Raw genomic sequence first — 20381 nt, forward strand, 5'->3', positions numbered from 1 at the left:
CCTGTGGCGGCGCACCCTTGAGCATCATCAAGGAGTACATCGAAAACCAGAAACGCCCGGACCAACGACCAGACGTTCACAACCCCAGGACCGGGAAGCGATTCCTCCCGGGCGTGAACGCCCGGGGTTCCTCGCCAGATAACGCTGAACCTGTCGGCGCCCGCCTGGACATCCTCGGTCACGTGCTGTCGGCGGAGAGCGTCTTCATGGTGACGTAGCTGTTCACCGCGGCCACGCCGGGCAGGTTGGCCAACCGGTTGGCGTGGAAGTCCTCGTAGGCGTGCAGGTCGGCGACCTCGACCTGGAGCAGATAGTCGTAGTTGCCGGTGACGTGGTGGCAATGCACCACTTCGGACAGTCGGACGACCGCACGCTCGAACGCGACCACATCCGTGCGGGCGTGCCGCATCAGCCGGACACCGGCGAACACCCGCAGGCCGCGGCCTACCGCGGCGGGATCGATCAGCGCCCGGTAACCGCGGATCACCCCGGTCTCCTCCAGTCGGCGCACGCGCCGGAGGCAGGGCGACGGCGACAGGCCGACCCGGGCGGCGAGTTCCGCGTTGCTGATCCGACCGTACTTCTCGAGCACGGCCAGTATCGACCGGTCCACGTCATCCACGTGAGCAGATTATTGCTCAACTGCCGTGCCTAGCACATCAGATGGCCGACCCAAGGCGCTACTTGCTGCCAAAGTTGCCGAGATCGGCCCCGAGGCGGCATGCCGGTCGGCCACGCTTGTGATGTCACGTCAGGTGGTCCATCGGAAGGGGAACCATGTCGGGCAGCAGCACAGTTGCCGTTCACGCCGACCGCGACGTCCACCCCAGTCGCGCAGTGGCCCGGCCCATCTACCAGACGGCGACGTTCTGGGCCGAGGACGCGGAGCAGTTCGCGCAGATCGCCGTCGACCGGCGGGGCCAGGATTTCTACACCCGCTACGGCAACCCGAACCACGCGCAGGTCGCGGCGGTGGTCGCGGAACTGGAGCACACCGAGGCGGCAATGGTCACCGCGTCCGGGATGGCCGCGCTCACCACCGCCGTACTGGCCCTGGTGTCCGCCGGCGACCACGTGATCGGGCAGAAGTCGACCTATGGGGGCACGGCGTCGGTGTTGCTGAACCTGCTGCCGCGGCTGGGCGTGTCGGTCACCCAAGTGGACCAGACCGACCCGGCGGCGTTCGACAAGGCGCTGACCCCGCAGACCCGCCTGATCCTGGTGGAATCGCCGAGCAATCCGCTGTTGCAGATCACCGACCTGCGCGCCGTCGCGGACCTGGCCCGCGCGCACAACGTGCTGACCATGGCGGACAACACCTTCGCCACTCCGCTGAACCAGCGACCGGCAGAGTTCGGCATCGATCTGGTCTGGCACAGCGCGACCAAGTACCTCAACGGCCATTCCGACGTGTCCGCCGGGGTGCTGGCCGGACCGGCGGAGATCCTGGACCGGATCTGGGATGTCGCCCTGCTCACCGGCGCCACGCTCGGCCCGTTCGACGCGTGGTTGCTGTTGCGTGGCCTGCGCACCCTGCCGCTGCGTATGCCCCGGCACAACGCCAACGGCCAGGCGCTCGCGGAGGCGCTGCAGGACCACCCGGCCGTGGCCCGGGTGCACTATCCCGGCCTGGCCACCCACCCGCAGCACGCGTTGGCGGCAAGCCAGATGAGTGGTTTCGGCGGGGTACTCGGAATTGAACTCGTCGGCGGTTTCGAGGCGGCCGACGCGTTCCTCGGCCGGCTGCACTACGCCCGTCGATCGGCCAGTCTCGGCGGTGTGGAGTCACTGGCCGTGCATCCGGCGGCCATGTGGCGGGGCATGCTCAACGAGGAACAGATTGCCGCGTCAGGGGTTCCGCTTGGCCTGGTCCGGTTGGCCGCGGGCACGGAGGACCCGGACGACCTGGTCGCCGACGTGCTCGCCGCGGCCGACGCGGTGGTCGCCACGACGGCGAGCTGCTGACCGCTCGGCGGCACTGGGCTCCCGCCACAACTTGATGTTGGACAATCCGAAGGCGTCCGTGGAGGCGTTCACCCAATGAGGACCCTGATTACCGGCGGCACCGTGGTCAGCATGAACGCGGCTGTCGGCGATTTCGACCGCGGCGACGTGCTGATCGAAGACGGCGTGATCGTCGAGGTGGCCGAGCGGATCGACGCGCCGGACGCGGTGGTGATCGACGCGACCGACCGGATCGTGCTGCCCGGCTTCGTCGACACCCACCGGCACACCTGGCAGACCGCGTTCCGCGGCGTCGGCTCGGACTGGACGTTCGCCGACTACGTGGTGGCGGTGCACGGCACGCTGAAGCCTCATTACCGGCCTGAGGACGTCTATCTGGGCAACCTGCTGGGCCGGCTGGAGGCGCTGTACTCCGGCGTGACGACGATGCTGGACTGGTTCCACGCCGCGCAGAGCCCCGAACACGCGGACGCCGCCCTAGCCGGCCTGCGAGCCGTGCCAGGACGGTCGATCTTCTGCTACGGCGCGGGGTACCGCACCGATGACCAGATCGACGCCGAGGTCCGCCGCGTCCGGTCCGACGTTCCTGAGGACGGCCTGGTCACCATGGCCTTGGGGCTGCGCGGTCCGGGTGAGACCACCATGGACATGGTCGCCGCAGACCTGAAGCTGGCAGCCGATCTCGAACTGCGGACCAGTGTGCACGTCGACGGCCTGACGGGCGGCCGCCCGATCGCCGAGCTCCACGAGCACGGCCTGCTTTTCGACACCACGACCTTCGTGCACGCCAACGGGATCAGCGACGACGAACTGCGGATGCTCGCCGACGCCGGCAGTTCGGTGTCGATCAGCCCGGACGTCGAGCTGAAGATGGGCTTCGGCTGGCCGATGACCGGACGCATGCTGGCGGCCGGCCTGCGCCCGACGTTGTCCATCGACGACTGCCCTTCGGTCGGCGGCGACATGTTCGCCACCATGCGCACCGCCTACGCCGTGCAGCGCGGCCTCGACGGCGGCCTGAACTCCCGGCACCTGCTGAAGTTCGCCACCGTCGACGGCGCCCAGGCGTGCGGGCTCGCCGCCCGAACGGGCAGCATCACGCCCGGCAAGGACGCCGACATCATCCTGCTGCGCGCCGACGACCCCACCGTGTTCCCGGTCACCGACCCCGTCGGCACCATCGTCGCCGCCGGCCATCCCGGCCTAGTCGACACGGTTCTGGTGGCCGGCCGCGTGGTCAAGCGCGACGGGCAACTGGTGGGCGTGGACCTGCCGGCATTGCAGACCAGGTTGCTGGAATCGCGCAACCGGATCGCGGTCGCCGCCGGCATCTCGCTCGGACGGCCCGGGTCGCGGGCGGCCTGGACGTAGTGGTCGAGGACCGCACGTACCCCTAAGCAGCACAACGGTCGCATGGATCCGGATGGTGCGCCGCCATCGCGGCTTGGGTGGACGGCGGTGCAAGGAGCGGCTACGTCGTCGAGAGGCCGACCGCGTTGGACGCGTCGGCCTCGAAGTACTCCGTCGTAGCGAAGGGGCCGGCGTGATCCTCGAAGAAGCTCCTGACGCCGTCGATCGAGTCATGGACGATGACGTTCACCGCCTTGGTCCCGTCGGTGCTCGCCACCGCCAGCGTCCACTTGGCACCCTTGGGAAGCCGGCCGTACGCATTCTTCAGGGAATCCCAGAAACCGTCGTTGTCGGAAATCGTGGAAACAACCATGACGTGCACCGTGGCACCCTCCTCATTGACTCTCGGATTCACCCGGCAATTGATGTGAAGATACTGTGCGGCACCATTCTTGAAGTCGTAGATCGCGACGGTCTGAGGGTCCTCGAGTGGATCGTCCGAAGGCATCAAGAAGTGGGTCTCGCTGATCGGGAACAGCTCGTAGTCGAGCTGTTCTGGTTTATTGAGGAGTTGCGCCTCCATGGGGTTCAGGGTGAATTTGAGGTGGAGTTTTCCGTGGTCGGCCGCCACTTCGTAGCGGGTGCCGGGGCGCTCGTAGGAGCCTTCGTACCTGGACAGATCGATGGCCAGGGCCGGGTCGGGCTCCGGTAGGTCGGGGATCGTGACCGCGCCGAGGTCGGCCAGGATTTCGTTGAACACCTTCCGGTAGAAGCTGTCGCGCGGCCCGGCGTTCGCCAGCATCGAGACGGCGATGTTCGATTCCGGCAGGATCCGCAGGCGGGCGCTCTGGCTGACTGCGCTGCCGTCGTGGGCGTAGACGGTTTGGCCGTGCCAGTCGCACACGATGAGGCCGAGTGCCCATTCCGGCCCGAACATGTACGGGTCAGGTATGGGGACCCGCGACTCCGTCATCTCGCGGATGATGCTGGGTGAGACGATTCTGGTCCCGTTCGGCGCCTTTCCTTCGTTGAGGAGGACGTACGCCATCATGAGCAATTCCCGGGCTGTCGTGTTGACGTTTCCTCCAGGGCCGAAGGAGCGCGGCAGGTGACCCAGCGGTGAGAGGATGGGTCCCTCTTCGAGGGATCGGATCAGGTATCCGGTCGCGGCCCGGTTCCGGTCCACGTGCTCACGCCGGCTGCTCGTCGAGGTCAGGCCCAAGGGGTCGAACAGGCGATCCTTCATGATGTCGTCCCACCGCTTGCCGTCGCTCACCTCCATGATGCGGGCGAGGATCGCGTAGCCCAGGGCCGCGCTGTAGCCGTGAGTGTGGCCCAAGGGGTGGACCTGGCATGCGCCGGCGATGTTCTCCACCATGCGCTTGTACACGTCGTCGTCCTCGCCCGGATCTCCGTAGTTCTCCTCGATGCCGTTGGTGTGGTTGAGGAGATGGCGGGGTGTGACCTTGGCGCTGACGTCGGGGTCGGCGACCCGGAAATCAGGAAGGTAGGTCCGCACCGGCTCGTCCAGGGCGACTTTCCCCTCGTCGACGAGCTGCATGAAGGCGAGGGCGGTCCATGTCTTGGATACGGAGCCGCACTGGTAGATGGTGTCGGTCGTCGCGGGCTCCCGCGTGGAGATGTTCTTGACGCCGACCGCGAAGTCGGTGATCTCCCCGTCGCTGAGGACGCCGATCGTGGCACTCGGAATCCGGTACTCCGCGAGCAGCTCGGAGACGCGAGCTCGCATCCGCGCCACATCCAACGCTCTTGCCATAAGGGGTTCCTCGTCCTGTCCGATTCTTTCCAAGCGAGAAAAGGCTACGTTGCATTTCAGATCTCGTCAACGAGGGACTTCCGATAATGTGCTTTAATGCTGGGCTTTCATGCTGATCGTTGCAACAGCCTTGTCGATAAATGCAATCCACGCCAACCAGCCGTTGCAATGTACTGTTGGTGAACGCACCCGTGAACCCGAACCGACAGGGGGTGAGCCGATGCCCGGAGACAGGCTGAGCCACGAGGATCGCCGGCAGATCGCGACCTGGCTGGCCGAAGGACTGGGATACGCCGAGATCGCCAGGCGGCTGGGCAGACCCACATCCACGATCAGCCGCGAAGTGGCACGCAACAGCGCGCCCATCGGCTACCTGGCCGACCGCGCCCAGCAGGCCGCCGGGCAGCGCGCCCGCCGCCGCAGACCGGTTCAGGCCACGGAGCCACCAGCCGACGGGCGGCCGGCCGAGTCCGTGCGCGGTTTCGTGGAGCAGTTCGCGACGCTGCTGGTCGGGACCGGCCTTCCCCGGATGCCCGCTCGCGTGTTCGTCTGCCTGCTCACCTCCGACTCCGGGGGCCTGACGTCCGCCGAGCTCGTACGCCGGCTACAGGTCAGCCCGGCGTCGGTGTCCAAGGCCATCGGCTACCTCGAGGCGATCGAACTGGTCAGGCGCACACAGGATTCCGGCCGCCGCGAGCGATACGTCATCGACGACGACGTCTGGCTCCGGGCGTTCAAAGCCGACACCGGGGCACACGCCGAGGTCTCGGCGGCCGCGCGGCACGGGATCGAGATCTTCGGCGCCGGCACGCCCACCGGCACCCGGCTGGGCCAGATGGCTCAGTTCTTCACCTGGATCAGTGAGCAGATGAACGACAGCGGCCTCACCGACGCCGTCGTGCACGACGCGCTGACAGTGCTGGCCGCGCTGGTGTACGCCGCTCGGCCACTCACCGTGGACGAACTCGCCACGGCACTGGACTGGCCCATCCAGCGTGCGGCCGATGCCCTGGACGCGATCAGTCGTCGTCCCATTCTCTCCGACCCGCTCACCGTGGAGCAGGTAGGGCGCGGCGCGTACGCCATCACCCCGAGGCCTGACCGCCTGAGCCCCGCGCAACGCGACGCACTGATCGTCAGTCCGTCGACAAGGAAAAGGAAGACACCCTCAAACTGATCACGATCGACCGCTAATCGCGGGTTCTACCTGCGAAAACCGCACTCAAGATCGACCCATGTCCGGTTTTCCCGTATCTCGGCTGGACCCGGTCTCGTCCAACCTGAGGCACCGCGGGTACGGAGCATGCCGTTCCTCATGATCGACAAGACAGGACACGAATCGCCGGTCACTGATCCTGTTCAGGAATCGGTCGTAGATGGACACCTTGGCGATCATCACGACCGAGCAGTGCCGTGGCCATCTGCTGGACTGAGCGGGTGAAGCGGCGGGGATCGTCGGCCGATGTCATCTGGCGGACCAGATCGCCGTCGAAGACAGCGAGCAGGGCGTGAGCCAGAAAGTCGGCGTCGAGATCGGGACGTCCGTCGGCGAGCAGGGCGCTGAGGTGTTGGTGCCAGAACCGGTAGCTGGGGTCGTCGTACTTGTCCTCGGCGCACGCTTGCTCGTGCGCGGACAGCAGGACGGCGTTGCCTTCGGCGATCGCGCCGAGTCCGTCGAGGAAGGCGAGCATCCGGTCCCGGGCGGGTGCTCCGGGCCCCAAAGGTGGGGGTCCATTCTTGACCGCGTCGCGTAGCTCGCGAGACCTTTCCTCCAGCAGCGCCTGCAGCAGTCCGGCGCGGTTACCGAAGCGACGGAACACGGTGCCCTTCCCGACTCCGGCAAGGGCGGCAACGCGGTCGAGCGACACGTGGTCTCCGCCACCTTCGGCCAGAAGCTGCTCAGTCGCGTGGAGCACCGCGCGACGGTTGCGGGTCGCGTCGACACGCTCGGCACGTTGTTGGGCCATCGGTATCACCTCGAGGCGGACTGTCGGTCCGTATATGCTATCGTATGCGAAACGGACTATTAGTCCGGATTATTGTCTGTCCACGAAGGAGTACTCCATGGACATACGCGCGCTCGTCGTTGATCCCGACGCCCCGGGATCCCTGCGTCTGGGGACGGCCGCAGAACCCCGGCCCGCACCCAACCAACTGGTGCTCGATGTCCGGCACATCTCGCTCAACCGCGGCGAGGTGGCGTTCGCCGGCCGGCGTCCGGCCGGAACCGTGCACGGCTACGATGCCGCCGGTGTCGTCGTACGCGCCGCGGCCGACGGCACCGGCCCCGCCGTGGGCGCCAGAGTCGCGGCGTTCGGCGCCGGAGCGTGGGCACAGCGGATGGCCGTGGACACCACCGCGGTGGCCGAAGTCCCCGCCCAGGTCGACCTCGCCGACGCCGCCGCGCTGCCGATGGCCGGCATCACGGCGCTGCGCACGTTGCGTTCCCGTTCCATCCTGGGCCGACGGGTACTGATCACCGGAGCGGCCGGCGGCGTCGGCCGTTACGCGGTCCAATTGGCGGCCTTGGGCGGTGCCCATGTCATCGCCTCGGTGGGATCGGCGGCCCGCGCCGACGGCTTGACCGACCTGGGCGCCCACGAGGTGGTGGTCGGTCTGCAGGGCATCGATCGGCCGGTCGACCTCATCCTCGACAATGTGGGCGGACCGCAGCTGGCCGCAGCCTGGGAACTCCTCGCGCCGGGCGGGGGTGTGCAGAACATCGGCTGGGCGTCAGACGAGCCGGCGGTGTTCGCACCGTATTCACTGTTCTCCGTCGGCCCGTCCAAGACGATGAGCACGTTCGGCGACGTCCATGAGGTCGGCCCGGATCTGGCCACCCTGCTGGGGTTCGTGGCGAGCGGGAGGCTTTCCCCGGAGGTCGACTGGCGCGGTTCCTGGGAACGCGTCACCGAGGCCGCCCAAGCGCTGCTGGACCGGCGCATCGCGGGCAAGGTGGTCCTGGACGTAGAACCGGCGGCGGCCGACTGACTGACCACAGCCGGGTGGCGGTCCCCGTTGTTCTCGATGACCTCCCACCGGATCGGCCGGGTCAGCGTCGGCACCGGCAGCGGGTAGGAGAAGCCGATACCTCGAATGCCCCTCGGTGAAAATGTTCTGGTCGAACGCGGAGAAGTGGGTGGAATCGGGGGCCACCGCTGTGGTGCCCTCACCCCACCGGGCGCTCTGCCGGGCGGTGAAGCCCGCAACCAGGTGATCCTCAGCTTGAACCGGTTCGGGCCGCGGCGGCGCGAGGCTGCCGGAGTCGAGGCCGAAACATTCCTGGGCTCTTGCGTACGAAGTCCTGCATGTCCTGGACGGTGGCGTCTCCGGCGATCCATCCCATCCCGTAGGAGGCGATGCGGCGCAGGGTCGCCTTATACGTCGGTGCCGTTCCCTTCAGAGAAGTCGTACGCAGGAGCCGATGCAGATGGGCGTCAGCCGGTCCGATCAGGCGTGGCCGGGACACCGTGCGGGCGGGGCGAGCCGTGCTCCAGCAGCCGACGTAGCTCGGCGGCGGGCTGGACACCGGAGATCGGTGGCCTGCCGTCGATCACCAGTGAGGGGACGCCGGTGACGCCGTGCTCGGCCGCACGACATCGATCGGCCCGCACCTCCTCGGCGTAGTCGTCACCGGCGAGGACGGCGCGCACCTGGTCGGCATCGAGGCAGGCCTCGGCACCCAGGCGCTGCAGAACCCGCGAGTCGGCCACGTTCAGCCCCTCGGTGTGATAGGCGCGAAGCAGGCGCTCCATCATCTGGTCGGCCAGCCCGTGGCCGGCCGCCAGATGGCACAGCCGGTGCGCGTCGAAGGTATTGACCGGCCGTGCCAGATGCAGGTTGAGCTCCAGGCCTTCCGCGGCGCCCAGGGCCTGAATCCGGGCGACGCGGATCGGCGCCTGGTCACCCCACCATCCGGCCATGGCCTCGGCGGCCGTTGTGCCGGGGATCCGGCCTTCCTCCGGGGCGAGCTCGTAACTGCGCCAGATGATCTCCACCCTGGCGCGGTCGGCGATATCGTCCAGTGCCGCCGTCAGTCGTCTCTTGCCGATGTAGCACCACGGACATAGCACATCGGCGTATATCTCTACCTTCATGGACGTCCTTTGATGATCGGTGACTGTTGGGCCACAGGTGTTCGTCTCGCCGCCGCGTCGCCCTTGCCATCGGCCTGGCGCTCAGGCCGGTCAAGGTGCCCGCTGAGCGGGGCTCCGGCTCGATCAGGAGTCGAGGCGCTGCGGCCCGGGATCGACCTCCCAGGCGACGGTGTAGGTGGGAATCCCGCTCATGCGCGCTTCGGCCTTGCCGGACAGACCCTCCAGGGCCTTGCCGATGGCGGCTATCCGGCCTTCGGTGTCCGAGGTCTCCACGAAGTTGCGGTAGTCCGCCTCGCTGGCCCAGTGCACGATGTTGTACACACGGGTGCCGTCGGTGCTCACGTGGAAACGAGCCGACCGGTATCCGGGATAGAAACGCACCCACCGCTCCTGGATCTCCGCGAAGGCCGCCACGAACTCCCGTTGGGTATCAAAGCCGTCGACGGTGTAGTCGATGATCGAGTAAAAGCCGGTGTCCGTGCTCACCTACATGCTCCTCATGGTCAGATGCCGAACAGTCCCTGGTCGCTCATCCTGCAATCTCAACCGCGGTTGAGGTCAAAGCTCACAGGCAGGCGCGCACACGTCGCCGAACAGGTGGCGGCGAAACCGGGCCGGCAAGATGCGGCAGGGGCGACGTTGGGAGACGGCCTTTAGAGTCAGGGCGTGGAGGATCTCAATCGGATCCTGGTCGGCCGGTACCGGTTGACCGGGCTGCTGGGGCAGGGCGGTATGGGGGTCGTCTGGCGTGCCCACGATGAGCGGCTGGGCCGGGAGGTGGCCGTCAAAGAGCTCCGGCTGCCCGAGCACCTGGACGCCGCCCAGCGGCAGATCTGGATCGCGCGCCTGGATCGGGAGGCACGCGCCGCCGCCCGGCTGAAGCATCCCGGCGTCGTTACCGTCCACGATCGGATCACCGGCGAGGACGGGCGTCCCTGGATCGTCATGGAGCTGGTGCACGGCCGGTCCCTGACCGACCTGCTGCGGGCCGAGGGGCCGCTGCCGCCCGCCCGGGTCGTCCACATCGGATCGCAGATGGTGTCCGCGCTGCGTGCGGCACATCAGGCGGGCATCACCCACCGGGACATCAAGCCCGCCAACGTACTGTTGGAAGGCGATCGCATCGTCCTGACCGACTTCGGGATCGCGGCCGTCGACGGCGAGGCGGCCTTGACCCATTCGGGTGTGCTGATGGGGACACCCGCCTTCATGGCTCCCGAGCAGGTGCGGGGTCTTGCGGCCACCGCCGCTTCCGATCTGTGGTCGTTGGGCGCGACCCTGTACACCGCCGTGGAAGGCCGTCCCCCGTTCGGCGACGCGAGTCCCGGGGAAGTCCTCGTCGCCATCATGACGGAGGACCCCGCCCCGGCCGTGCACGCCGGTCCTCTCGAATCGGTGCTCGGTAGCCTGCTTCGCAAGGATCCGGCCGAGCGACCAACCGCCGATCAGCTCCACACGCTGCTGGCCCGGCTCGCGCCGGAAGGGCAGGCGCCTGTCCGGGAACCGGCTTTTCCCGTCCGCGCCCAACCACCGCCCCCTGGAAAGCGTCCCGTGCCGCGCAGGCGAGCCGCCCTCATCACGCTGACCGTCGCGGCCGTGTCCGTTCTTGCGGTGGCCGCGGCGATGATCGGATATGCGGTGCTCGGGGGAGCGGACGCCACGTACAAGGCCAACTTGCGCACCGCTCGGGACCTGGGAGCGCCCACCGGCTTCACCCAGATCTCCGAAACCGACGCCGGAGACGGGGTGGTGCGAAAAACGTTCACCGCGTGCTCCACCTCATGCCCTATCGATCCGGCGGCCGAGAGCGCACGTCAATGGCTGAGGTCGAAGCCCAGCGTGCGGGAGGTCGGCCCCAAGGACTGCGCCGACGCGGACGGCTGCGTCATCCCGGTCGTCACATACCGCCTGCCCAAGCTCTCCGACGCACGGATGTTCTTCGTCCCGGATGGTCGGCTTCTCTTTGAGATCAAGGTCGGCTGACAGGCTGGGGCAGCCGCATCGCCTGCCGACGTCGAGCCAGGGACGGAAAACGACATGTGACAGCCAGGACGGACTCGGTGTGTTCAGCGGTTGAGGAAGTCGCTGGTGGAGGCGCGGATCGCGGATACGAACGCGGCTATGGCCGGGTGGGTGGCGGCGCCTTGCCGGTAGGCGATGTGGGTCCGTCTGCGGATGGACAGCGGAATGAGGCGGACGCCGGGGGGTGGCTGCGCGGCGGCCAGCTGCGGTACCAGCGAGACGCCTTGCTCGGCCGCGACCAGTGCGAGCACGGCGGCGAAGTCGTCGGCATGGTGACGCGCCCGGGGCGTGAAGCCCGCGCTACGGCAGACGTGCAGCGTAACGGTGTGGCAGAGGGTTCCGGGGCTGGCCATGATCCAGGCGGCGTCTCGCACGTCTCGTAGCGGGCCGCTGTCCTCGGCTGCGGGTGCGGTGCCGGGCACGGCGAGGAACACCGTCTCGTCCAGCAGCGGTACCGCGTCCAAAACGGGATCCGGCTCGACCGGCACGACGTCGTAGTCGTGCAGCAGCCCGACGTCGAGTCGCCGCTCGCGCAGGGCATCCGGCACCGTGACCGGGTCCAGTTCGGTCACGGTCAGTTCTAACTCGGGGTGCCGGCGACCCAGTGCGACCAGCGCCGCCGGGAGGAACGTACGAACCGCGGTCGGGAAGGCGCCGATGCGCAGTGGGCCGGACGGTCCGGTGGCCAGCGCGGCCAGCGCGGCCGTCGTCTGTTCCAGCGCGGTGAGGACCGTCTCGGCGTGCTGTACGAGAATCCGGCCGGCCGTGGTGAAGGTGACCCGCCGGCCGGTGCGTTCCAGCAGTGGTACGCCCGCCTCTCGTTCCAATGCGGACAACTGCTGGGAGACCGCCGAGGGGGTGTAGGTGTGCGCTTGCGCGACGGCGGCAATCGTGCCGAGGCGGGAAAGATCGCACAGCAGGCGTAGGCGGCGCACGTCGAGCATCAGCCCAGCTTACGGTTCTGTTCAGGAATGTGAACTGGACCTTACCGGTTTACCTGCCGGATGCTGAGACCATGACGCTTACCGGTGTGTACGTACCGCTGATCACCCCGTTCGACGCCACCGGTGCCGTGGCCCTCACCGCGCTGGAGGCCCTGGCGCACGAGGTGCTGGACGCCGGTGCGTCAGGCGTCGTGGCGCTGGGCACCACCGCGGAACCGACGTCGTTGACCGCCGCGGAGCAGCGTGGCGTCGTCGATGTGATCGCTCGGGTGTGCCGTGAGCGCTCGGCCCGGCTTGTGGTCGGCGCCGGCACGGTGGAGGCGGTGAAGGCATTGCGTGGGCGCTCAGAGGTGGTCGCCGCACTCAGTGTGGTGCCGCCGTTCCTGCGGCCCGGCGAGGCGGGGATCATCGCGCACTTCGCGGCTCTGGCCGTGGCCAGCCCTGTCCCGCTCGTCGTCTACCACGTCCCGTACCGGACTGGGCAGCACCTGTCCGCCGATGCCGTCCGGCGGCTGGCCGATCTTGCCGGTGTGGCCGGCATCAAGTACGCCGTCGGCGGAATCGACGCCGACGCCATCGAGCTGCTGGCAGACCCGCCGGCCGGCTTCGCGGTGCTGGGCGGCGACGACGCCTTCATCTCGCCTCTGCTGGCCCTTGGCGCACACGGCGGCCTTCTGGCCTCGGCGCACTTCGCCACGGCACGATTCGTCGAGCTGGTCGACGCATGGCACGCCGGCGCCACCTTTCGGGCCAGAACACTCGGTCACCGCCTCGCCGCCATGTCGAGCGCGATGTTCGCCGAGCCCAACCCCACCGTCATCAAGGCGGTCCTGCACGCACAGGGGCGCATCCCGACCGCCGCGGTACGGCTGCCACTCCTGCCGCCCGGTTCCGGCAGCGTGCGGGCGGCGTTACGGCACGTTGACGCCGAGCGCGGGATGCTCGCCGACGCACGAGGCTGACAACCGCCAATGGCCAGGCCGCCGTGTCCCTCGTGCACGGGCGGGTCCGCACCGGGGACGGGCACGCCGGCACCGTCCACGGGCTGACCGGGCCGCGCATGCACACGCCTTCCGTGCCACCGCTTGACGGACACGGACCCACATGGACCCAGTCGGATCCGGGCCTTGAGCAGCAACCGATCGGCCAGTGGCGTTAGCGAGCCGTTGGGATTCGGGCTATCGCCACTGGCCGTTCTGATGCGACCACTCATGGGCGTAGGTCACAGGCCGTCCGATTGATCCTGACCAGGCGGCCCGGAGCTCTCATAGCCACGGCGAGGGGCAGGGCAGGCGATGATCCGCTTTCTACCTGGCGGTTTCCGGGGCTCCGTGGATGATGCGGTGGATGGTGGAGCGCCCGACGCTGTACTCGACGGCCAGGTCGGCCAGGGAGACCTCGCCTTCGGCGTAGCGGCGGCGGATGGAACGCCGCGCCGGTTCGGGCAGCTTGGGCTGCTTGCCCTTGAGCTCGCCGTTCCTCTTGGCCAGAGCCATGCCCTCGCGGGTGCGCTGGTGCCCGATGTTTGCTTCGAACTCGGCGACCATGGCGAGGGTCTGCAGGAAGAGTCGGCCGAAGGGGTCGTTCCAGTCGTAGACGGATGCGCCCAGCCCGAAGTGGACGCCCCGGCCGGACAGGTCGGTGAGGAAGTCGTTGGCCTCAGCCATGTTGCGGTCGAACTTGGTGACGGTGAAGACCGTGCCGTCCCAGACGGCGGCCAGGGCCTGGTCGAGGCCGGCGCGGTTGCGGCGGGTGGTGCCGGAGAAGCCGCGGTCGATGTAGATGCGGTTCTCGGGGGCGCCGAGCGCGAGGAGCTGCTCGGTCTGGATCACGACGTCTTGTTCATCGGTGCTGCAGTGCGCGTAACCGCCCCTGGTCCCGTTCACGCTCTGAAGTGTTCCGGATAGGGGACCTTCACCGGAACAGTTCACGGAACACCTATACGGAACACCCTGACCTGGGGGGCTGTTCCGGTTGCGCGGTGTTCCGCTGAGGGATCCCCTTACGGAACGGCTAGTGGCTCGGCTCGGATCCTTGGCCTTTCAATTGCCCCTCACAACGTGGCCGGTCCACTTGGCGTGCCGGCGATCTGTGTGACGAGGAAGTCGAGCCGCTCCGTTTGGCCGTTCGGGGGGATGCGGCCGCTGTCCGACAGGGCGGCCATGCCGTGCAACGCGCTCCAGGTGACTTCGGCGAACAGTTCGCGTCGCAGGTTGTCCGAGCGGAAGCAGCTCACGAACTCGTCGAAAGCGGCGCGCAGTGGGGGCGGCGTCTCGGCGTGCGCGAACTTCACATCGGTCGGCAGGACGAACATGGCCTGGTAGAGGGCGGGCTGCTCGGTCGCGAACTCCAGGTAGGCGCGGCAGACGGCGTGCAGTGCCTGAGGCGGCTCGGAGGTGGCCAGCCGGGCACGGCGCAGGCGGACGGCGAGTTCAGCGAAGCCTTCGATGGCAACGGCGCGCAGGATGGCGTCCTTGCCGTTGAAGTGGCTGTAGAGCACGGGCTGGCTGTACTCGACGCGCTCAGCCAGCCTTCGCGTTGTCACTGCCTCCCACCCTTCGGCCTCGGCCAGTTCGCGGGCGGCCGTGATGATCAGCTGATGGCGTTGGGCGCGTTCACGTTCGCGGCGTTTGGTGATGGCGGACATGGCAGCATCATAGCAACGCTAGACAAGATGTCTACGATAGGAATATCGTCGCTACCGTATCTAGCGCCGCTAGAGACGGCGCTGCTATCGAGGGGACATCTCATGCTCAGCACCATCGCCACTGTGCTCGCCGGACTGATCGGCGCGGGCGTCATCGTCATGGGCGCCCGCGCCTTCTGGGCGCCGCAGGCCGCGGTCGGCTTCGGCATCCCCGACACGCCGACCGAGGACCGCAGCTTCCAGGCCTGGTTGTCCGTCAAGGGCGTGCGCGACATAGCCTCAGGACTTTTCATCCTCATCGTGCTGGTCGGCGGGACAACCCAGCTGCTGGGCTGGTTCATGCTGGCCGCCAGCTTCATACCCGTCGGCGACGCGCTGATCGTGCTGCGCGGCAACGGGCCCAAGGCGGCCGTCTACGGCATCCACGGCGCCACCGCCGTGGTGATGCTGGCGATCGGCGCGCTCCTGCTCATCGCGTAAACCACGTGGTCCGGCGGCCGGAGCTCTTCGACACGTCCCGCCATCGCCGCACCAGCGATCCAGCAGCCGGTCGACGTCGGACCGGAACAGCGCGGTCAGGCCGCGCCGGTCCTCGGCTCGGCGAGAACCTGCTGAAGCAGCAGCGTGTCGACGTGCACCAGCGCGGACCGCCGCAGGTGCAGGGCCAGCATCGAGGTTTCGGCGTGATCCTTGCCCGGGGCCGGTCAGGGCGCCGTCCTTCCCGTAGTGCAGCACGGTGTTCCTTCGCATTTTTGAGAACTCGAAAAAGGGAGACGAGGATGACGATCAACGATCTGCGCGGTGTCCTCAAGGGGCGCGTGCTCCTGGCCGATGACGACGGCTTTGAACAGGCGGCCACCGCGTGGAATCTGACCGTCAGGCAGCCGGTGGCGGCCGTGGTGGAGGCCGCAGATGCCGATGACGTGGCGGCGCTCGTGCGTTATGCGCGGCGGGCGGGTATGACGGTGACCGCGCAGCCGAGCGGGCATGGCGCCTCGGGTGATGTGGAAGGCCTGATCCTGTTGCGTACCGGCCTGCTGAACGAGGTGGAGGTACGCGCGCAGGAGCGCGTGGTCCGGGTGGGCGCGGGCGTGAAGTGGGGGCAGGTGCTGGCGGCGGCCGGTCCGCTGGGTCTGACCGGCCTGGCCGGCAGCGCGCCGGGGGTCAGCGTGACCGGCTACACCCTGGGCGGTGGGGTCGGCTGGTTCAGCCGCAAGTACGGCTTCGCCTCCGACAGCGTACGGGCTATCGACATCGTGGACGCCGATGGCGAGCCGGGCCGGGTGACCGCCGAGTCCGATCCCGAGCTGTTCTGGGCGCTGCGCGGCGGTGGCGGGGACTTCGCGGTGGTGACCGCCCTCGAACTCGAGCTGTATCCCGCGCCAGTCCTGTACGGCGGGCGCGTGATCTGGCCGGAGCACCGCACCAGGGAGGTGTACGACGCGTTCCTGGAGATCACCGCCGAGGCGCCGCGTGAACTCAGTGTCTGGATCAACCGACTCCAGCCCCCCGGCGCGCCGCCGATGGTGACGCTGGATCTGGCCTACCTGGGTGAGGCGGCTCAGGGGGAGGACCTGCTGGCGCGCATCGACAAGATCGAGGGCGCGATCTCCGACAGCCGCGGCGTCGTCCCGGTTGCCGACCTGGGTGACATCACCGCCGAGCCCACCGATCCGGCCCCATCCATCGCTCGTGCGGAGCTGCTCACCGGCTTGGACGCGGACGCGGTGAAGCTCCTGCTGGCCAAGCCGGTCGAACCGCTCATCAACGTGCAGATCAGGCACCTGGGCGGGGCGCTCGCCGAGCCGGGCGGCGGGGCCGGTGCGAGCGGCGCGGTGGCTGAGCCGTACCTGCTCGGCCTGCTGGGTCTCGGCCTGCCGCACGCGGCCGATGCGACGCGCGCCAAGCAGGCCGAGGTTGTGGCCGACCTGGAGGCCTACATCAGCGGGCGCAAGCCGTACACCGTGCTGTCTCCCGGTGACACGGCGGCGAAGTCCTTCTCCGGCAGCGCACTCGCGCGGCTGCGGGAGATCAAGCGGGCCCGTGACCCGCACAACGTGTTCCGCGCGAACTACCCGGTGCTCGGATAGATCGGTTCCCAGCAGGTCACGGCCCCTCCGCCCACCGGGGCGGCGAAGCCGCACCGAACCCGGGTGACAGATGTCGCCGCGAGCACTGTGAAGGGCACACCCTGTCCGGAGACATCGCCTGGTCAGAGGAACCAGACCGGGTGATCGAAGCCCGCCCGCCAGGGTGACGGTCTCATTCACCAACACCAGCGCGGCCCGCAGCTCCGCCCGCGACACGACCGCCTCGATCGCCTCCCAGACCTCCGCGACCCGCGGCTCCTCCTCCGGGCCGCCCCAGGAGTCGGAGTCGAACAACGCCTCCACCGCCACGGCCAGGCGGGCCGAGGCCCTGGCCAGTTTCGGGTGCTTGCGAACCTTCTCCTTGTCCGCAGCCGTCTGTGCCTTGTTCAGCAGCTCGGTCGTCATCAGCAGATCCAGCAGTTCCAGGGTGTCATCGACTGACTTGGCCTCCAGGAACGCGACCGTGGCCAGCAGCGTCGCCAACCGGCGACCGTCGCGGTGGCGGCGGATCTGCGAGGCATCCGCGCTCATCCCGTACTTGGCCGGCTCTGCCAACCTGCGCGGCGGCACCAAGCGGTCGGCTCCCAGTCCGCCCATGCCCAACCCCATGACCTCCGCGACCTGATCCAGCGCTTTGATCATCGTCGGGCCGAACCCGCGGGGGACCGGGCCTTTGCGCCAGCGCTCCAGGTCCGAGATGCGCGATCCCGGCGGCACCTCCAACAGTTGGTCCAGCACGTAGCGCTGAGTCGATGACCGCGGTCGGCACGTCCAGAGGATCCTCCAAGAACGTCCCCACCCACCGAGCGGTGACGAGCTGGAGGCTGAAGCCGAGCTTCATGTGCGCGCCGCGGCGGCGCTCGATTGGTTGCTGCTCAAGGGCCGATCCGAGGTCGCCTCTCAGGCCGCCGGTCGCCCGACATAGGTGTGAGTGCGGGTGTACGCGGTGAAGCCCATGGACTCGTAGAGCCGTTTGGGGACGGGGTAGCCGGCGTCTCCGCGAGAGTAGACGATGCACGGTGGCCGCCGGCGTCAAAGAAGGCGTGCATTACCGCGGTGCAGACGGCGCGGGCCAGGCCGAGGCGGCGGTGGCCGGGATGTGTGCCGACCGGTTCGAACGCACCGACCCCGTTGACCTCGTCATACCAGCCCTGGCAGTAGGCGACGACGTCACCGCCGGGAGACACCGCGACAAGATCCAGTTCGGGGCGATAAGGCCAGGTCTCCCGCATCCGGGCATGGCGTTCGGTTTCCTGGGTGTTGACCTGCCGGGCCAGCCGCACTCGCGCCGACTGCTGCCGCTGGTCGGGCCTCAGCCGTTGAGCGTGCCCATGAACTCGGGTGCGTAGCGGTCGCCGGTGACCACGCCGTGCGGGGCGACCGCCTCGATCGCGGCGAGGTCCTCGGCGGAGAGGGTCACCTCGGCCGCAGCGATGTTCTCCTCCAGGTAGCGGCGCCGCTTGGTGCCCGGGATGGCGACCGCGCCCTGGTGCTGGACCCAGGCGAGGGCCAGCTGGGAGGGCGTGACGTCCTTGGCGGAGGCGATGCGGCGCACCTCGCGGACGACGTCGAGGTTGCGGTCGAAGTTCTCGCTCTGGAAGCGGGGGTCCGTCCGGCGCCAGTCGTCCTCAGCGAAGTCGTCGGGGCTGGTGATGGCGCCGGAGAGGAAGCCGCGCCCCAGCGGGGAGTAGGCGACCAGTCCGATCTGCAGTTCCCGTAGCGTGTCGAGCACGCCGTTGTTTTCGATGTCGCGCTCGAAGAGCGAGTACTCGGTCTGGACAGCGGTGAGCGGGTGCACGGCGTGGGCACGCCGGATCGTCTGGGCGGACGCCTCGCACACGCCGATGTGGCGTACCTTGCCCTCGGCAACCAGCTCGGCCAGCGCGCCGACGGTCTCCTCGATCGGCACCTTGGGGTCGATGCGGTGCAGGTAGTACAGGTCGACGTGGTCGGTGCCCAAGTGCCGCAGCGAACGTTCGAGTGCCCGGCGCACGTACTCGGGCCGGCCGTTCAGGTCGAGTAGCCGGCCGTCGTCGGTGATCTCCACGCCGGTCTTGGTAGCAAGGACGGCGGCATCCCGGCGCCCTGCCAGCGCCTGGCCAAGAAGTTGCTCGTTGGCGAAGGGGCCGTAGCTCTCGGCGGTGTCCAGCAGGGTGATGCCCAGCTCCAGGGCGCGGTCGACGGTGGCCAGCGACTCGGTCTCGTCGGTGGCGCCGTAGAAGACGCTCATGCCCATGCAGCCGAGACCCTGCACGCTGACGGTCAGCCCCTGGCGGCCCAGTGCGCGGTGTTCCATGGAGTTCCTCCGATAAATATCTAACTAGATAGATACATACGATAGGGCGACTGCCTGCGGGTGTCAATAACTAGATAGTTACTTGCTACGGTGGCGGACATGCCACGAAACTCCAGCGCCACCAAGGCCAGGCTGCTCGACGCCGCCTTCGCTGAATTCGCCGCCTACGGCATCGCAGGCGCCCGAGTGGACCGGATCGCCGAGGCGGCAGGTGCGAACAAGCGGCTGATCTACGTCTACTTCGGCAACAAGGAGCAGCTGTTCGACGAGGTGCTGCACCGGGCGATGACAGAGGGCGCCGAGTCGGTCCCGTTCGATGTCGAGGACCTGCCCGGATACGCCGGCGCGATCTTCGACCACCTCGTCGCCCGGCCGGACCTGATGCGCCTGCGACTGTGGAGACTACTGGAACGCCCCTCCGCCACCGGACTCGAACCGGACACCTTCCGGCGCAAAGTCGCGGAAGTGGCCGACGCGCAGCAGCGTGGCGATCTCGCCCCGGAGATACAGCCGGACGATCTCCTGACCATGGTCCTCGCCATGGCCCAGGCGTGGTTCTGGGCCGCCGAGGACGTCGATCCCGGACAGGTCGGCCAGTCCTGGTCGCCAGAGCGACTGGCCCTGCACCGCTCAGCAGTTGTCGAGGCCGCCCGCCGGATCAGTCAGAAAACCGCTGATGCTCAGGGCTCGTAACACGATCCGGCCGTTCACTGAGAACGCCGCCCGGTGTTCTGTCTCGGGAGGAGGACGAAGGACATCGCCGGTTTGCCGATCTCGTTGAGCTGGTCGATGTCCCCAACCTCATCGGGCAATACACCTAGATACCGGACCAAGCCGTCCTTGACCAGGGCCGGCACGCGACGCCTCGGCTTCACTGCCGCTACAAAAATCTCAGCGACGGGGGAGAGGCTCCACCGATCCTGAGATCTCCTCAACCGCCAGAGCGACGTGCTCTACACGGAAAACGCCCTGGTCCTGGGGTTGGACGACCTGGAGAGGGGCTCGGGAACTCGGAGGTTATTTCTTTGCTCGCGACCTGCAGCGCTCTCTGTCACCGAGGCGGGGCCGGATGCGCGTCGGCAACCGCCCCTGTCACGTCGGCGCGGCGGGTTCCGGATCAATTCGCCGGCAACCGGGCATAGAACCGCGCGGGATCTGCCGCGAGCGAAGCCTTCACGTAGCGGCTCACGTCA

20 protein-coding genes and 1 pseudogene are annotated in these 20381 nt (G+C 68.2%); 10 read left to right on the forward strand and 11 right to left on the reverse strand.

What is annotated here, in order from left to right; genetic code table 11:
- Window positions 1-178: 178 nt before the first annotated feature.
- Window positions 179-622, reverse strand: a complete 444-nt coding sequence (locus ABT130_RS42080; RefSeq protein WP_350965368.1) for an Lrp/AsnC family transcriptional regulator — start codon at window positions 620-622, stop codon at window positions 179-181.
- A 155-nt stretch (window positions 623-777) separates the two neighbouring features.
- Between ABT130_RS42080 and ABT130_RS42085 the strand changes: the two genes are divergently transcribed.
- Window positions 778-1965: a trans-sulfuration enzyme family protein gene (locus tag ABT130_RS42085; protein ID WP_350965370.1), complete on the forward strand. Its 1188-nt coding sequence runs from the start codon at window positions 778-780 to the stop codon at window positions 1963-1965.
- Between the two features lie 75 nt (window positions 1966-2040).
- Complete coding sequence (locus tag ABT130_RS42090) at window positions 2041-3336, forward strand: amidohydrolase family protein (protein WP_350965372.1); 1296 nt, start codon at window positions 2041-2043, stop codon at window positions 3334-3336.
- Between the two features lie 100 nt (window positions 3337-3436).
- Here the strand turns inward: ABT130_RS42090 and ABT130_RS42095 are convergent, their stop codons facing one another.
- A complete protein-coding gene (locus tag ABT130_RS42095) occupies window positions 3437-5092 on the reverse strand; it encodes a serine hydrolase (RefSeq protein WP_350965374.1) in 1656 nt (551 codons plus the stop codon).
- 220 nt (window positions 5093-5312) lie between these two features.
- On the opposite strand from ABT130_RS42095, the gene ABT130_RS42100 reads away from it, so the two are divergent.
- Window positions 5313-6269 carry a GbsR/MarR family transcriptional regulator gene (locus ABT130_RS42100; RefSeq protein ID WP_350965376.1) on the forward strand — a complete coding sequence of 319 codons (957 nt, stop codon included), beginning with the start codon at window positions 5313-5315 and terminating at the stop codon, window positions 6267-6269.
- A gap of 169 nt (window positions 6270-6438) precedes the next feature.
- On the opposite strand, the gene ABT130_RS42105 is transcribed toward ABT130_RS42100, so the two are convergent.
- The gene (locus tag ABT130_RS42105; RefSeq protein ID WP_350965378.1) at window positions 6439-7059 is read right to left on the reverse strand and encodes a TetR/AcrR family transcriptional regulator; all 621 of its coding nucleotides are present in this window, start codon (window positions 7057-7059) and stop codon (window positions 6439-6441) included.
- 97 nt (window positions 7060-7156) lie between these two features.
- Between ABT130_RS42105 and ABT130_RS42110 the strand changes: the two genes are divergently transcribed.
- A complete protein-coding gene (locus ABT130_RS42110; RefSeq protein WP_350929360.1) occupies window positions 7157-8083 on the forward strand; it encodes a zinc-binding dehydrogenase in 927 nt (308 codons plus the stop codon).
- A 446-nt stretch (window positions 8084-8529) separates the two neighbouring features.
- Here the strand turns inward: ABT130_RS42110 and ABT130_RS42115 are convergent, their stop codons facing one another.
- On the reverse strand, window positions 8530-9189 hold the full coding sequence (locus ABT130_RS42115; protein WP_350929322.1) for a DsbA family oxidoreductase: 660 nt from the start codon (window positions 9187-9189) through the stop codon (window positions 8530-8532).
- Window positions 9190-9312: 123 nt separating this feature from the next.
- Complete coding sequence (locus ABT130_RS42120) at window positions 9313-9675, reverse strand: antibiotic biosynthesis monooxygenase family protein (RefSeq protein WP_350929319.1); 363 nt, start codon at window positions 9673-9675, stop codon at window positions 9313-9315.
- A 180-nt stretch (window positions 9676-9855) separates the two neighbouring features.
- Between ABT130_RS42120 and ABT130_RS42125 the strand changes: the two genes are divergently transcribed.
- Complete coding sequence (locus tag ABT130_RS42125; RefSeq protein WP_350965379.1) at window positions 9856-11172, forward strand: serine/threonine-protein kinase; 1317 nt, start codon at window positions 9856-9858, stop codon at window positions 11170-11172.
- An 83-nt stretch (window positions 11173-11255) separates the two neighbouring features.
- Here the strand turns inward: ABT130_RS42125 and ABT130_RS42130 are convergent, their stop codons facing one another.
- Entirely contained in the window at window positions 11256-12155 is a 900-nt protein-coding gene (locus ABT130_RS42130) for a LysR family transcriptional regulator (RefSeq protein WP_350965381.1), read from the reverse strand.
- Window positions 12156-12226: 71 nt separating this feature from the next.
- On the opposite strand from ABT130_RS42130, the gene ABT130_RS42135 reads away from it, so the two are divergent.
- A complete protein-coding gene (locus tag ABT130_RS42135; protein ID WP_350965383.1) occupies window positions 12227-13117 on the forward strand; it encodes a dihydrodipicolinate synthase family protein in 891 nt (296 codons plus the stop codon).
- Between the two features lie 345 nt (window positions 13118-13462).
- Here the strand turns inward: ABT130_RS42135 and ABT130_RS42140 are convergent, their stop codons facing one another.
- Window positions 13463-14041, reverse strand: a complete 579-nt coding sequence (locus tag ABT130_RS42140; RefSeq protein ID WP_350965385.1) for a recombinase family protein — start codon at window positions 14039-14041, stop codon at window positions 13463-13465.
- A gap of 167 nt (window positions 14042-14208) precedes the next feature.
- Entirely contained in the window at window positions 14209-14802 is a 594-nt protein-coding gene (locus ABT130_RS42145; protein ID WP_350965387.1) for a TetR/AcrR family transcriptional regulator, read from the reverse strand.
- A gap of 102 nt (window positions 14803-14904) precedes the next feature.
- On the opposite strand from ABT130_RS42145, the gene ABT130_RS42150 reads away from it, so the two are divergent.
- The 3 genes from ABT130_RS42150 to ABT130_RS42160 all read left to right on the forward strand — a co-directional run bounded on the left by ABT130_RS42150 (window position 14905) and on the right by ABT130_RS42160 (window position 17517).
- On the forward strand, window positions 14905-15282 hold the full coding sequence (locus ABT130_RS42150) for a DUF4267 domain-containing protein (RefSeq protein WP_350965389.1): 378 nt from the start codon (window positions 14905-14907) through the stop codon (window positions 15280-15282).
- A 299-nt stretch (window positions 15283-15581) separates the two neighbouring features.
- Window positions 15582-16892, forward strand: coding sequence for an FAD-binding oxidoreductase (locus tag ABT130_RS42155; RefSeq protein WP_350965391.1), 1311 nt, complete (start codon window positions 15582-15584; stop codon window positions 16890-16892).
- A 163-nt stretch (window positions 16893-17055) separates the two neighbouring features.
- Window positions 17056-17517: a hypothetical protein gene (locus ABT130_RS42160; RefSeq protein ID WP_350965397.1), complete on the forward strand. Its 462-nt coding sequence runs from the start codon at window positions 17056-17058 to the stop codon at window positions 17515-17517.
- A gap of 135 nt (window positions 17518-17652) precedes the next feature.
- On the opposite strand, the pseudogene ABT130_RS42165 reads toward ABT130_RS42160, so the two are convergent.
- The 3 genes and pseudogenes from ABT130_RS42165 to ABT130_RS42175 form a co-directional block, all read right to left on the reverse strand.
- Window positions 17653-17796, reverse strand: a pseudogene (locus tag ABT130_RS42165) (DUF4158 domain-containing protein); the annotation flags it as partial.
- Entirely contained in the window at window positions 17768-18124 is a 357-nt protein-coding gene (locus ABT130_RS42170; RefSeq protein WP_350965395.1) for a GNAT family N-acetyltransferase, read from the reverse strand. The pseudogene ABT130_RS42165 and the gene ABT130_RS42170, both read right to left, overlap by 29 nt.
- An 80-nt stretch (window positions 18125-18204) precedes the next feature.
- On the reverse strand, window positions 18205-19188 hold the full coding sequence (locus ABT130_RS42175; protein WP_350965393.1) for an aldo/keto reductase: 984 nt from the start codon (window positions 19186-19188) through the stop codon (window positions 18205-18207).
- 99 nt (window positions 19189-19287) lie between these two features.
- On the opposite strand from ABT130_RS42175, the gene ABT130_RS42180 reads away from it, so the two are divergent.
- The gene (locus ABT130_RS42180) at window positions 19288-19881 is read left to right on the forward strand and encodes a TetR/AcrR family transcriptional regulator (RefSeq protein WP_350929296.1); all 594 of its coding nucleotides are present in this window, start codon (window positions 19288-19290) and stop codon (window positions 19879-19881) included.
- Window positions 19882-20381: the final 500 nt, after the last annotated feature.

Source organism: Streptosporangium sp. NPDC001681, assembly GCF_040298085.1.
Classification (GTDB): Bacteria; Actinomycetota; Actinomycetes; order Streptosporangiales; family Streptosporangiaceae; genus Streptosporangium.